The organism is Bifidobacterium tissieri (assembly GCF_002259645.1).
Taxonomy (GTDB): Bacteria; Actinomycetota; Actinomycetes; order Actinomycetales; family Bifidobacteriaceae; genus Galliscardovia; species Galliscardovia tissieri.
The window spans coordinates 61,132-74,706 of the sequence record NZ_MWWV01000019.1 but is presented as its reverse complement, the minus strand read 5'-3'; the positions used below and the strand labels follow the sequence as shown (position 1 = coordinate 74,706).

The window sequence follows — 13,575 nt, the reverse complement described above, 5'->3', positions numbered from 1 at the left end:
CAACTCCTGCTCAGCCCCTCGCGGAACGGGACCGACCGTCCCTATGAGTGGCGTCGTACCGGGCGAGAAGGTCAGGCGCTCCCGGCGGCAATGTCACGTCGTCGAGCACACCGGGGCGCAACGCGAGGAAGGTGAGCAACAGCTGACGCTGCAACCCGAACATCTGACGTTCCTCCTCGGGAGTGGCATGATCGTAGCCGAGCAGATGCAGCGTGCCGTGGATGGTGAGCAGCAGCATCTCCTGAATAGTGGAGTGTCCTGCGGCGCGTGCCTGCTCCGCGGCGACGTACGGGCAGATGACGATGTCGCCGAGCACCCCCTCCGGAGTGAATCGGGCATTGCCCGGGCGCAACTCGTCCATTGGGAAACTCATCACGTCCGTCGGCCCCTCAAGGTTCATCCAGCGTTCATGCAACTGGGCCATGGACTCCGGATCGTTGAACATGATCGTCAGATCGGACTGTACACTGACCCGCATCTGATCGAGCACCCAAACGCCCAAATCGGAAAACACCTTGGGATCGATGGTCCATGGGGTTTCGTTGGTAACGTCCACACTCATGCGTTGCTATTCTCCTGATCATTGCTGTGATTGCGCGTGCCCGACCGCCGATCATGACGCGTCCGGTGTTCCTCATCGTAGCGTCCGTAAGCCTCCACGATCTTGCCAACCAGCTCATGCCGCACCACATCCTCCGGCTTCAGATGCACGAAGGCGATGTCGTCGATGTCATGCAGCACGCGTTCGATGGTCTTCAGACCGGAACTCGGCACAGTCAGATCGATCTGGGTGATGTCACCGGTGATGACCATTCGTGTGTTGAATCCCAGACGGGTGAGGAACATCTTCATCTGCTGTTCGGTCGTGTTCTGCGCCTCGTCAAGGATCACATAGGCGTCATTGAGCGTACGGCCTCGCATATAGGCGAGCGGAGCCACCTCAATAGTGCCATCCGCAAGATACCGGTGCAGCTGGTCGGAGCCGAGCATATCGCTCAATGCATCGTAGAGCGGCCGGAGATATGGATCGACCTTGTCGCTGAGCGTGCCGGGAAGAAATCCGAGGCTCTCTCCCGCCTCCACCGCCGGACGGGTCAGAATGATGCGATGTATCTGCCCATCCTCGAAGGCACGCACGGCCTTGGCCACGGCCAGATAGGTCTTTCCGGTTCCAGCCGGTCCGATGCCGAAGGTGATGATATGGTTTTCGATCGCGTTGACATAAGCGATCTGTCCAGGCGTCTTCGGACGAACCGGAGCGCCCAGGGCGAAGGTAATGACACCGGGTACACGAGGACGTTTCCGCTCGGTCTGCACGACGACTCCCCGATTGTCACGCCCCCTATCCGCGGCATCGGACGACGCGCCACGTCGAACCGGTCGCTCACGTTTGGCCGCTGCGAGGCTCGTATGGGATGCGAGCATGCGTCGGACCGTATCCGCATCCATAGGGGCGCTGTACGCCGCGTGAATGATCGCGTCGACGACTTCCTGCGCCTTGTTGGCCTGTGCCTCGGTCTGCCGCGAGCGCGACATGATCGCCACGCGGTTGCCCCGCACAATGATAGTAAGTTCCGGGAACGCCCGCTCGACTTCACGGATCACCTGATCGGCGGGGCCGAGCACGGCGACGGGGTCAAGTTCCGGCGGGAGCGTAATGGTACGTGTTGTTGTGGCCACGTTAGGTCGTTGTCTCTTTCCGTTCGTGTGGTTCGATCAGCAATCAGCAGCAAGCAGCAGCGTTGTGTGACATCCGTCCCGAACCGGTCCGGCTACTCGTCAAGCACCTCGCCGGTGAGCACATGCGCATGCACGTGGAACACCGTCTGACCGGCATCCACACCGGTGTTGAACACCAGACGATATTCGCCGTGGAACTCCGAATCGGCAATGGACTGAGCTACTTCCACGATGTGAGCCAACCGTGCGGGATCATCCTTGGCCAGAGCGGCGACGTTCGGATAATGGTTCTTGGGCACGATGAGTACATGCACCTTGGCCTTGGGATTGATGTCCTTGAACGCGTACACGGTATCGTCCTCATACACCTTGGTGCTGGGGATGTCTCCGGCGATGATCTTGCAGAACAGGCAGTCGTTTTCCTGGCTCACGCTTCCTCCTTGCATTGGTGGCACTGCGTCTTCATGCTATTGCGCACTTCGGATAAATCCGTGGAATAAGCCCGAAATCAGCGGTCAGGAAAAACGTCCAAGCACGCGTGCCAACAGTGCAAGCGCTACCGGACCCGCACTCGACGTGCGCATGATGTTGCGGCCAAGCACCACCGCCGAGGCACCGGCATCCACGAATGCGGCCACCTCCTCCTCACTGATGCCACCCTCGGGACCGACGACCACGCTCACGGTACGCGGACGCCCATCCTCCAGACAGCGCTCCCCCATGGCCCTGACCTTGTTCTCGATACCGTCCCAGGTGTCAGTGGCATCCTGATGCAGCACGACCACAAGATCGCCATGCACGCCGGCACGGAGGCACATCTCCACAATCTGTTTGCTGGATACCTTGTCGCCGAGCTCCGGGGCCCATGCGCGACGGGACTGCTCGGTGGCGGCGTCAAGCACCTGCCTCCATTTGGCCGCGGCCTTGGCTTCCTTGCCACCCTTCCACTGCACGATCGAACGATTCGCCTGCCACGGCACCACACGATCCACGCCGATTTCCGTGGCCGTTTCGATGGCCTGCTCGTCCCTTCCGGATTTGGCCAATGCCTGCACCAGAGCGAGGCGGGTCACCGCCGCCGGCTCTCGCGAGAACTCATCCACACGCACCTGTCGGTTCTGCGGATCGTGAACCGTGGCGAGAATACGCAATCCCCGGCCGTCGGACAACTGCAGTCGATCGCCTTCGACGAGGCGCATCGACTTGAACGCGTGACGGGCCACGGTTTGCGGAAGGGTCAGCACCCAGCCGTCATGCAGCTCGTCGCTGTTCACCGGGGTCTCGTCCGTATCGGGGTCAATCAGAAAAAGCGGAAACGTCATGGCTCAAACGTATACGACACGCCGGATAACAATCCGATTTGACACGCACCTATGCCGGGATGCTATAGTTCCATCTCGTTGCCAAGCGCGACACCTGTCCGGGTGGCGGAATGGTAGACGCGCTAGCTTGAGGTGCTAGTGGTTATTTTATACAACCGTGCGGGTTCAAGTCCCGCTCCGGACACTATCAAGACCCCTTGAAAATCAAGGGGTCTTTTTGTATTCCCCGCCCGCGTGGGACATTTCTGGCTTATAGGCCAAAATGTGTGTCTGGTGGTCTAGTCGTTGGATGGCCATTCGATCTGGGTATGGAAGTCGGGTTACGAGTCAAAACGTGGGTCTTATTCGCATGTGTCGTCGGTGTATTGGCGGTTATCCGTCGCCCTTCTCTGACGCCGGCCCCGCTTCTCCCGCTTCTCTCTTCCGCTTCCCCTTTTCCTCTTCTCCTTTCTTTCTCGTATTCCGGCATGGTGTTTCGGGTTTTCCGCTGATCATCCGGATTTCGACCGTGGACGTCTTGTCGGCTCCCGCTCTGGGTATTACCAGACTCTTATTCTGGGTATAACCGGACATCTGGGTATAACCGGGTAGGTTAGCGGCGGAAAAGAGGGGGCTCGTGACATGGTTATACCCAGAGCCGGTGTTCATGACCCGGTTTGCCCCAGACTTCTGTCCTGTTCGACCCAGACCCGTGTCCGGTTCGACCCGGAACGGGGTTGGTCGGAATCTGATATGTCCGGTTTGACCCAGACTTCTGTCCGGTTTGACCCAGATTGTCTAGTTCGAGCGGATAGTTTACGCATGTGTTGGGGCATGGTTGACGTCATGTCCCAAGGCGTGGTTGGCAGGTGTGTTGGGGGCATGGTTGACGCCGGGCATGGGTTTTCGGTACTGGGGTCGCGGGTGGTGTCGAGTCTCTGGTCGGCGAGGATCTTGTCGATGTCGATGTCAGTGTCGATGTCGATGTCGGCGTCGGTGATGAGGCCATGGTCGATGGCCGTGCCCGGTTCGCCCCGTAACGGTTCGGAGTTTGATGGTGGAGATCATGCCGGTGACGAGGCGGTCTTGCCGGTGACGAGACCGCTTGATGATCGTGCGCAATGCGGAAAGCGGTGCGAGTCGAAAACCATCGGGGTCTGAGGCTCCAGCGGATCGGCAGTCGCAGACTGGCACTCCTCGCAGCCAAGACAGGCCGGCGCCCCTTTAAGACCCACGTTTTGATCCTTGCCCCAGAAATCCGGCAAACCAGCGCGACACGCCGAAGGCTCATATCGATTTGACAGACACCCCCATAGTGATGATAGAGTCTCATGTCGTTGCCAAGCACGGCACCTGTCCGGGTGGCGGAATGGTAGACGCGCTAGCTTGAGGTGCTAGTGGTTATTTTATACAACCGTGCGGGTTCAAGTCCCGCTCCGGACACCGAATAACCCGGGAGTTACGACTTCCGGGTTTTTTGTTGTTCAAGCCGAGGGGCCGACCGCCTTCACCATCCACGACTCCGGTTCCCGGCGACGCCGCAACGACGGCTGGGAGGAATCATGCGCTACATTCACATCGACTCCATCGACGACGAACGTCTCGTCACGTTCACGCATCTCACCGAACCGCAGCTGCGCAACCGACTCGAGCCATCCATGGGCATGTTCATCGCCGAATCCCCCAAGGTGATCGACCGGGCGCTCGCCGCGGACGTCGAACCCGTCTCCTTCCTCGTCGAGGAATCATGGCTGTCCGGCATGGAATCCGAATTCGCACAGGTCGACGCGCGCTGGGGCACAGACGTTCCCGTCTACATCGCCACCAGCGAGGAGCTGAAACGCATCACCGGATACCGGCTGCATCGCGGCGCACTGGCCACCATGCGACGCTGGACACTGCCCAGCGTCGAGGACATCTGCCGTGGGGCGTCACGCGTCGCCGTGATGGAGAACATCGTTGACCCCACTAATGTGGGTGCACTGATGCGCTCGGCCGCCGCACTCGACGTGGATGCCGTGCTGGTCACTCCGTCCTGCGGGGACCCGCTGTATCGCCGTGCCGCCCGCGTGTCGATGGGAACGGTGTTTCAGGTGCCATGGACACGTATCGGAGGAGACGGCACACACTACTGGCCATGGAAGGGACTTGAAGAGCTGCGCGCATGCGGGCTCACCACTGCGGCGCTCGCACTTACCGACGATTCGATCGGATTGGATGATCTGGTAGAACGACTGAACAACACGCCCGACACACCGGGGCACATCGATCGGCTTGCGATGATCTTCGGCACCGAAGGGGATGGCCTGAGTCGCCACACCATCGCCAACGCCGACCTGACGGTGAAGATCCCCATGAGCCATGACGTGGATAGCTTGAATGTCGCGGCTTCCAGCGCCGTCACGTTCTGGGCGACACGCCGACGCTGAATCATCCGGCGACCGGTTGTTGCCGCATCGTCCCCTGCGGAACAAACATGTCCATCGGGTGACGATGCGGCAAACGATTAACGAAAAACACGCAACACCCCGCCAGCCGCTCACATAATCATGTTTTTTGTGAGATTATAGAGGCATTGTTTCAACTCACCGACGAGTAGAAGGCAGGGGATACCCATGAAGAGAAACCCGAAAGTGCTCTCGATAGTGCTGGCAGGTGGCGAAGGCACGCGTCTGATGCCACTGACTCGCGACCGAGCCAAGCCGGCCGTGCCATTTGGCGGTGTATTCCGCCTGATCGACTTCCCGTTGAGCAATCTGGTGAACTCCGATTTCCGCCACATCATCGTGCTGACGCAGTACAAGTCGCATTCACTGGACCGTCACATCTCCCAGGTCTGGCGCTTCTCGTCATTGCTGGGAAACTACGTCTCCCCCGTTCCGGCGCAGCAGCGTCTGGGCAAGCACTGGTATCTCGGTTCCGCTGACGCCATCTACCAGACGATCAACATCATCGAGGACGTCAAGCCCGACATCGTGGTGATCGTGGGTGCCGATCACGTCTACCGCATGGACTTCCAGCAGATGGTGGAATCGCACATCGAGTCCGGAGCTGAATTCACCGTGGCCGGCATTCGTCAGCCGATCAGCCAGTCGAACCAGTTCGGTGTGATCAACACCGATCCGAACCATCCCGGACTGATCACCCACTTCGAGGAGAAGCCCGCGACCACGCAGGGTCTGCCGGATGATCCCTCGATGATGCTGGCCTCCATGGGTAACTACGTGGCCAACACCGACGCGCTGTTCGATGCGCTGCGCAAGGATGAGAAGGCCAAGGACACCGAGCATGACATGGGTGGCGACATCGCCCCCTACTTCGCTTCTCGCGGCGAGGCCGGAGTCTACGACTTCACGACCAACGAGATCCCCGGTTCGACCGAAAAGGATCACGCCTACTGGCGTGACGTGGGTACGATCAAGCAGTTCTATGATGCCCACATGGATCTGATCGCCTACGTCCCCGAGTTCAACCTGTACAACACGGACTGGCCGATCTACACCTATGCCGGTTCGCTGCCGCCGGCAAAGTTCGTGCACGCCGGCCGTGACCGTCTTGGCCACGCCACCGATTCGATCATCTCCCCCGGCGTGATCATCTCCGGTGGTGAGGTGCATCACTCGGTCATCTCCCCGAATGTGCGCATCCACTCGTGGTCGCAGATCGTGGACTCCGTCCTGTTCAACAACGTCACGATCAACCGTCGCGCACGCGTGTACAAGGCGATTCTGGACAAGAACGTCGTGCTCACCGAAAACGCGACCGTCGGCATCGACACCGAACGTGATCTCGAGCGTGGATTCACGGTAACCGCCGAAGGCATCACCGTGGTCCCGAAGGGCACGATCGTCACCGACTGATCGTCTGTCTCAGAACACTCGGAACAGCCCATAGACCAAAACCAGAGGAAGCCGGTACCGAACCATTGTGATTCGGTACCGGCTTTCTCTATACGTAGACAATTTAGCTGGACAATTTGGTCTCAGCAAAACCTGCCGTTACTTATCGGGGCACAATTTCTGCTCCTGGATAGGATGTGCCTGAACGTGGCTCGCCGACATATCCACTGCCCGTCAGCGAGCCACGCCGATCATGCGCCGTACGTAGGCAGATTGTTGAAGTTGAATCCCAGTGCGGACAGCTGGGCCTGTCCCTCGGGAGTAATCTTGTCGACCGTCCACGCGGGTGTCCAGGTCCAGTCGATGCGGAACTCCTCCACCAGACCGGCGAGCACGCTTGCCGTCTCGTCCTCGATGAGATCGGTGAGCGGGCATGCCGGCGTGGTAAGGGTCATGGTGATGATGGCCCTGCCGAGTTCGTCGATCTCAATGCCATAGACCAGACCAAGATCGATGACGTCGATGCCCAGTTCGGGATCGATGACCTGATGCATGGCCTCCTGCACATCCTTGGCAGTCGCACGTCCGATATCGTCCACGGCCTTCAGCTCGATGCCACCGTCCTCGGGTTCCTCTCCCCCGCAGCCGCACGCACCATGACCATTGCCACAGCCGCAGGTATCGGCGGCTGGTGCAGATCCGTCTTCCGCGGACTGTGCCTGCACGCTGTTAATAAGGTTCGGATTAGCCATCACCTGACGTGCCGCCTTCTCATCTCCCAACACGTTCTGTACGGATGCGAAAATCGAATCCTTGGGTTCGGGAACCAGATTGCTGTTATCGGCCATCGTTACGCCTCCTTTGCGTTCATCTGAGCCAACGCCTGTGCCATGGAATCCTTCAATCCCTCCCAGCCGAGCAATGCGCACTTGATGCGCATCGGGTAACGGGAGACGCCTTGGAAGACCACGGCATCGCCGAGTTCCTCCTCCATCGCCTCATCGTTAAGACCGGCGCCCCGGGATTCCATGAGCTTATGAAATGCGTGGAAGAGATCCATGGCCTCGTCCACGGTCTTGCCATCCACAAGATCCACCATAATCGAAAGACTGGCCTGGGAGATGGAGCATCCCTGACCGTCCCAGATCAGATGCTCGATATGCTGGGGCTTGCCGTCGCTACCGTCCGAAATCTCCACGCGAACGGTGACCTCGTCACCACATGTGGGGTTGAACTGATGGGACTGAGCCGGGACGCAGTATTCGTGGGTCGCGCTCAGTTTGCTTTCTCCGGCACTGAGGCTGTTCACTCCGATGGTCGAATGAGATCCGGTACCGGATGCGAAATCTACCTTGCCGTGTGGAGCCTTCGAAGCCTCGAGAATGACCTCCTGATACATCTGCTCGAGCTCTTCTCCGCTCATTCCGTAATCTGCCATGCCCTCTAACCTAGTGGCGCGCCCTGACTTGGACGCGCCGTACCTCTCCCAGCGAAAACGGGAAGGCGGCGCGTGCGAATCGTCGACTCGGACGCGCCACCTTCCCGTTGCACTATGAGAGCCACGTGGATCATGATTCCGATCGTAGGCCCACCTGGATGCCGATGCCTTATGCCGTCAAACGCGGAAGAAGGCCCGCACCTTGCCGACGGCTTCCACCAATACCTGAGCATCCTGCACCGAGTTGTACACGCCGCTCGATGCACGGTTGGATGCGAACAGACCGAAATGACGGTGAACCGGCTGAGCGCAGTGATGTCCCACGCGGATGGCGATGCCCTGCGCGTCGATGAACTGGCCGACATCATGCGGATGCACGCCCTGCACATCGAACGCCACCGTGCCGATACGATTCACGTTTTCGCGCGGACCGAGGATGCGTACGCCGTCGATATCGCCGAGCTTGAGCAGTTCGGCGGCGATGGTCTTCTCATGGGCCTCAATGTTTTCCATGCCCACGGATCGCATCCAGTCGGCGGCCACGCCTGCGGCCACCACCTGTGCGACGGGCTGCGTACCGGCTTCGAATCGTGCCGGCGGAGCCATGTACTGGGCAGGCTGGTCCATCCACGCCAATTCGACCATGGAACCGCCGAAATTGGCCGGAGGCAACGCCTCGAGCAGTTCGCGCTTCCCGTAGAGGAATCCGACTCCGGTAGGACCGTACATCTTGTGAGCGCTCCACGCAGCGAAGTCCACATCCAGGGCATGGAAGTTCACCGCAAGATGCGGCACGGACTGGCATGCGTCAAGGATGAAGATCGCGCCCACCTCGTGCGCACGACGGATGATCGGTGCGATGTCGGTAATGGCACCAGTGGTGTTGCCAACATGCGTGATGGCCACGACCTTGGTACGTTCGGTGATCACCTCGTCGGCGGTGTCGGAACGCACACGTCCCTCATCGTCCAGATCGAACCACTTGAAGGTGGCACCGGTACGGGCAGCGAGCTCCTGGAACGGCAACAGCACGGAATGATGTTCGGCCTTGCTGACGACGATCTCGTCACCGGGCTTCAGTGCAAAGCGCTTCGCCGCGTCTCCCCCGCGACCCAGCGAAGCGTTGCCGATAGCGGTGGCCAGCAGATTCAGTCCCGCCGTCGCACCTGCGGTGACGACGATCTCCTCTTCGCCCTCCGCGGCGTTGGCACCGACCAGTGCCGCAACCTTGGCGCGGGCCTGTTCAAAGGCCTCGGTGCTCAGCGCGGCCAGCTCGTGTGCACCACGATGCACTCCGGCATTGATGGTGCGGTAGAACTCAGATTCCGCGTCAATGACCGTCTGAGGCTTCTGCGACGTGGCCGCCGAGTCGAGGTACACCAGCGGGTGTCCGTGGATCTGCTGATTCAGGATCGGGAATTGGTCCCGAATCGCTTGAAAATCAACCATGCTTTCCCCCTTATATCGTCTTTTCGCTTCAGTAAACCAATAGTTGGCGTGAGCCGAGGGACGGGACGCATGATGTCCAACTGTAGGCTCGGCCAAACGGCCTTGAGTGTGTCGGACATCATGCGTCCTGTCCCTCGGCGGTCAACCAAGTACCTTACGCCAGTGCGCTTTCGGAATCCGAACCTTCCGGCAGATACTGGTCGTAGCCGTTCTCCTCGAGTTCGTCGGCCAGCTCGGGGCCACCGGTCTTCACGAAGTGTCCGTCGGCGAACACGTGCACGATGTCCGGCTTGATGTACTTGAGAATGCGCGTGTAGTGGGTGACCATCAGGATGCCGAAGTTATTGGCATCCTTGGCACGGTTCACACCCTCGGAGACGATGCGCAGCGCATCGACGTCAAGACCGGAGTCGGTCTCGTCGAGAATGGCGAACTTGGGCTTGAGCAGTTCCAGCTGCAATACCTCGGCACGCTTCTTCTCGCCGCCGGAGAAGCCTTCGTTCACGGAACGGGATGCGAACTTCGGATCCATGCGCAGCCGCTTCATCGCCTCGCCGAGCTCCTTGGCCCACGTGCGGATGGCCGGGGCCTTGCCGTCCACCTCGGTCTTGGCGGTACGCAGGAAGTTCGTCATGGAGACGCCGGGGACCTCGACCGGGTACTGCATGGCCAGGAACAGACCGGCCTTGGCTCGCTCGTCCGGGGTCATCTTGAGAATGTCCTCACCGTCGAGCAGCACCTGACCGGAATCGACCTCATACTTGGGGTGGCCGGCCAGAGTGTAGGCGAGCGTGGACTTTCCGGAGCCGTTCGGGCCCATGATGGCATGCGTCTCACCGGAGTTGACGGTGAGGTTGACACCCTTGAGAATCTGCTTGCGACCGTCCTTGGTTTCCACCGAGGCATACAGGTCCTTGATTTCCAACGTTGACATTGTTGTTCTCCTCAACTATGCGAATATGTCGTTTGTCGTTGCCTGTCGGCTGGCTCCGTCGTTACTTCTCTTCGAGGACCTCGGCCATGGCCGCGCTTTCACCGCGGGCAAGACGCCGATCGATGACGCTCATCAGGTGCTCGGAAATGGACGGAATGCCGATCTCCTCGATCAGTTCGGCGAAGAAACCACGGACCACGAGCTTACGGGCCTCGGTCTCAGGGATGCCGCGGGACTGCAGGTAGAACAGCTCCTCATCGTCAAAACGTCCGACGGAGCTGGCGTGGCCGGCACCAATGATGTTGCCGTTCTCGATCTCCAGATTCGGCTCAGAGTCGGCGATTGCACCCGGGGTAAGCACAAGGTTGCGGTTGAGCTCGTAGGAATCGGTTCCCGGAGCCGTCGGCTGGATGAGTGCGTTGCCCACCCATGTGGAGTGTGCGCCCTTGCCGTCGAGGGCGCCCTTGTAGACCACGCGGGACTTGCAGTCGGGATGGTTGTGTACCACCATGGTGCGGTTCTCGATGTGCTGACCGGGATCCACGAAGTAGATGCCAAGCATGTTGAGCTCGCCCTGCTCGCCGCCGAAGTCCTGATCCATGCGCAGGCGGACCACGTCACCGCCGAGGGTGACCACCGAGTGACGCAGGGATGCGCCCTCGCCCACATGAATACGGTGGTTACCGACATGCTTGGATTCGGGGTCCCATTCCTGTACGAAGGTGGTGGAGACATGGGAGTCCTTGCCGGTGGTGATCTCCACGCCTTCGGCAAGACGGGCCTTGCCTTCGTGTTCGACGATCACATCGGCATGGGTCTTGTCGGCGGCCTTGATGACCAGATGGAAGGCGTCGAGATCCAGTCCCGAACCCTTCACCTTCACCAATACCGGGGAAGGCAGTTCGCCGGAGAGCTCCACAACGGTTGCGGTGGAACCGGACTGCCATTCCACGGCCGCGGCGCGGTCGGTCGGCTTGGAGACCGTGCCGGACGGCTCCTCGCCCAGCTTGGTCTGGTACAGCTTCACGTTGTCGGCGGACATTTCGGTACCGTCGATTGCGCCGACCTCCACGGTGGTCTCACCGCTCGGCTTGAACACGGTGAAGAATTCCTCGATGCGTTCGATCGGCGTATAGCGCCAGTCGTCCTGCTTCCGCGTGGGCATGGCGAAATCATCGGCCTCGAAGGAACGCTTGGCCTTGTCGGCGCTGGATGGCATAAGAGCGGGAACGGCATACGGATCGTTGAGATCGGCCACCGGAATATTCAGTTCGGCCGCGACCTCCTTGGCCGTTTCGACGCTTGTGGTTTCGGTATTCGTTGCCTCGGTCATATCAGCCCACCGATCCTTCCATCTGCAGTTCAACAAGTCGGTTCAGTTCGAGCGCGTACTCCATCGGCAGCTCGCGGCTGATCGGCTCCACGAATCCTCGTACGATCATGCCCATGGCCTCCTCCTCGGAAAGACCACGGCTCATCAGATAGAAGAGCTGGTCTTCGGAGACCTTCGACACAGTGGCCTCATGAGCCATGGACACATCGTCCTCACGCACGTCCACATGCGGATATGTATCGGAACGGCTGTAGTTGTCCACAAGCAGGGCGTCGCAGACCGTGGAGTTGGAGGATCCCTCCGCGCCCTTGATGATCTTCACCAGTCCGCGATATGCGGAACGGCCGCCGCCACGGGAGATGGACTTCGCGACGATGGTCGACGATGTGTGCGGGGCGAGGTGGATCATCTTGGCGCCGGTGTCCTGATACTGGCCCTTGCCTGCGAAGCCGAGCGACATGGTGCTTGCCTTGGCGTACGGCTCGGCAAGAATGCATGCCGGATACTTCATCGTGGCCTTGGAGCCGATGTTGCCGTCCACCCATTCCATGGTGCCGCCCTCACGCACGTAGGCGCGCTGGGTGACCAGGTTGTACACGTTGTTCGACCAGTTCTGCACGGTGGTGTAGCGCACGCGAGCGTGCTTCTCCACCACGATCTCGACGATGGCCGCGTGCAGGGAGTCCTCGGACCAGATAGGTGCGGTGCATCCCTCGACGTAATGCACGTAGGAGCCTTCATCGGCGATGATCAGCGTACGCTCGAACTGTCCCATAGCCGGCGTGTTGATGCGGAAGTACGCCTGCAACGGGATGTCCACGTGTACACCCTTCGGCACATACACGAACGAGCCACCGGACCATGCCGCCGTGTTCAGCGCGCCGAACTTGTTGTCCTCCGGCGGCACCACGGTGGCGAAGTACTTCTTCACGAGCTCCGGATATTCGCGCACGGCGGTGTCGGTGTCAACGAAGATCACGCCCTGCTTCTTCAGATCCTCCTGAATGGAGTTGTAGATCACCTCGGACTCGTACTGGGCGGCCACGCCGGAGACCAGACGCTTCTTCTCGGCCTCGGGGATACCCAGTCGGTCATAGGTGCTGCGAATGTCGTCGGGCAGTTCGTCCCAGCTCTTGGCCTGCTTGTCGATCGGCTTGACGTAGTACTTGAAATCATCGGCATTGAAGCCGGAAAGATCGACACCCCAATCAGGCATCGGCTTTTCGAGGAACGCCTTGTAGCCGCGCAGACGCATATCGAGCATCCATTCAGGCTCGCCCTTATCGGCGGAGATGGCACGCACCACGTTCTCATCGATACCACGTTTCGCAGCCTCGCCGGCGGCATCGGAATCATGCCATCCATAGCTGTAGTCGCCGAACTGCGAAATGATCTCATCGTCTTTTTTGATCTTGTCCTCGTTGACGCGGGAACGGTCGGCCACATACTGGCTCATCTCCACGTCAGCCGCCGCGGATCCCGTATTCGGGGTCTCCTGCGACGTCATTTCATCCGTCACCTTGAGTGTCCTCCCATCGCCCGATATGTCATGAATACCGGGACCTTGACGAAAGTGCTTTCTGTCCGTAGCAAACCTAACA

At 59.9% G+C, this 13,575-nt stretch carries 12 protein-coding genes and 2 tRNA genes; 4 read left to right on the top strand and 10 right to left on the bottom strand.

Translation table 11 applies throughout. The features are described from left to right. Positions 1 to 10 precede the first annotated feature (10 nt). The 4 genes from ybeY to BTIS_RS10655 form a co-directional block, all read right to left on the bottom strand. A complete protein-coding gene (gene ybeY / locus BTIS_RS10670) occupies positions 11 to 562 on the bottom strand; it encodes an rRNA maturation RNase YbeY (RefSeq protein WP_094665306.1) in 552 nt (183 codons plus the stop codon). Beyond that, the gene (locus tag BTIS_RS10665) at positions 559 to 1,680 is read right to left on the bottom strand and encodes a PhoH family protein (RefSeq protein WP_094665304.1); all 1,122 of its coding nucleotides are present in this window, start codon (positions 1,678 to 1,680) and stop codon (positions 559 to 561) included. The genes ybeY and BTIS_RS10665 overlap by 4 nt, the downstream gene beginning before the upstream one ends. 92 nt (positions 1,681 to 1,772) lie before the next feature. Next, positions 1,773 to 2,111 carry a histidine triad nucleotide-binding protein gene (locus BTIS_RS10660; protein WP_094665302.1) on the bottom strand — a complete coding sequence of 113 codons (339 nt, stop codon included), beginning with the start codon at positions 2,109 to 2,111 and terminating at the stop codon, positions 1,773 to 1,775. Between the two features lie 84 nt (positions 2,112 to 2,195). Next, positions 2,196 to 3,002 carry a 16S rRNA (uracil(1498)-N(3))-methyltransferase gene (locus BTIS_RS10655; RefSeq protein WP_094665300.1) on the bottom strand — a complete coding sequence of 269 codons (807 nt, stop codon included), beginning with the start codon at positions 3,000 to 3,002 and terminating at the stop codon, positions 2,196 to 2,198. Between the two features lie 96 nt (positions 3,003 to 3,098). On the opposite strand from BTIS_RS10655, the gene BTIS_RS10650 reads away from it, so the two are divergent. The 4 genes from BTIS_RS10650 (at position 3,099) to glgC (ending at position 6,841) form a co-directional block, all read left to right on the top strand. Then, positions 3,099 to 3,186, top strand: a tRNA-Leu gene (locus tag BTIS_RS10650). Between the two features lie 1,150 nt (positions 3,187 to 4,336). Beyond that, a tRNA-Leu gene (locus BTIS_RS10640) sits at positions 4,337 to 4,424 on the top strand. A gap of 119 nt (positions 4,425 to 4,543) precedes the next feature. Beyond that, entirely contained in the window at positions 4,544 to 5,410 is an 867-nt protein-coding gene (locus BTIS_RS10635) for a TrmH family RNA methyltransferase (RefSeq protein WP_094665296.1), read from the top strand. 186 nt (positions 5,411 to 5,596) lie between these two features. Then, positions 5,597 to 6,841: a glucose-1-phosphate adenylyltransferase gene (glgC, locus tag BTIS_RS10630; protein WP_094665294.1), complete on the top strand. Its 1,245-nt coding sequence runs from the start codon at positions 5,597 to 5,599 to the stop codon at positions 6,839 to 6,841. Between the two features lie 230 nt (positions 6,842 to 7,071). On the opposite strand, the gene BTIS_RS10625 is transcribed toward glgC, so the two are convergent. The 6 genes from BTIS_RS10625 to sufB all read right to left on the bottom strand — a co-directional run bounded on the left by BTIS_RS10625 (position 7,072) and on the right by sufB (position 13,481). Then, the gene (locus tag BTIS_RS10625; RefSeq protein WP_094665292.1) at positions 7,072 to 7,668 is read right to left on the bottom strand and encodes a metal-sulfur cluster assembly factor; all 597 of its coding nucleotides are present in this window, start codon (positions 7,666 to 7,668) and stop codon (positions 7,072 to 7,074) included. Between the two features lie 2 nt (positions 7,669 to 7,670). Next, the gene (sufU, locus tag BTIS_RS10620; protein WP_094665290.1) at positions 7,671 to 8,258 is read right to left on the bottom strand and encodes a Fe-S cluster assembly sulfur transfer protein SufU; all 588 of its coding nucleotides are present in this window, start codon (positions 8,256 to 8,258) and stop codon (positions 7,671 to 7,673) included. A gap of 177 nt (positions 8,259 to 8,435) precedes the next feature. Further along, positions 8,436 to 9,707, bottom strand: a complete 1,272-nt coding sequence (locus tag BTIS_RS10615; RefSeq protein ID WP_094665288.1) for a SufS family cysteine desulfurase — start codon at positions 9,705 to 9,707, stop codon at positions 8,436 to 8,438. 154 nt (positions 9,708 to 9,861) lie between these two features. Continuing rightward, a complete protein-coding gene (gene sufC, locus BTIS_RS10610; RefSeq protein ID WP_094665286.1) occupies positions 9,862 to 10,641 on the bottom strand; it encodes a Fe-S cluster assembly ATPase SufC in 780 nt (259 codons plus the stop codon). Between the two features lie 61 nt (positions 10,642 to 10,702). After that, entirely contained in the window at positions 10,703 to 11,974 is a 1,272-nt protein-coding gene (sufD, locus tag BTIS_RS10605) for a Fe-S cluster assembly protein SufD (RefSeq protein ID WP_094665284.1), read from the bottom strand. A gap of 1 nt (position 11,975) precedes the next feature. Further along, positions 11,976 to 13,481, bottom strand: a complete 1,506-nt coding sequence (gene sufB / locus BTIS_RS10600) for a Fe-S cluster assembly protein SufB (RefSeq protein ID WP_094665282.1) — start codon at positions 13,479 to 13,481, stop codon at positions 11,976 to 11,978. Positions 13,482 to 13,575 lie beyond the last annotated feature (94 nt).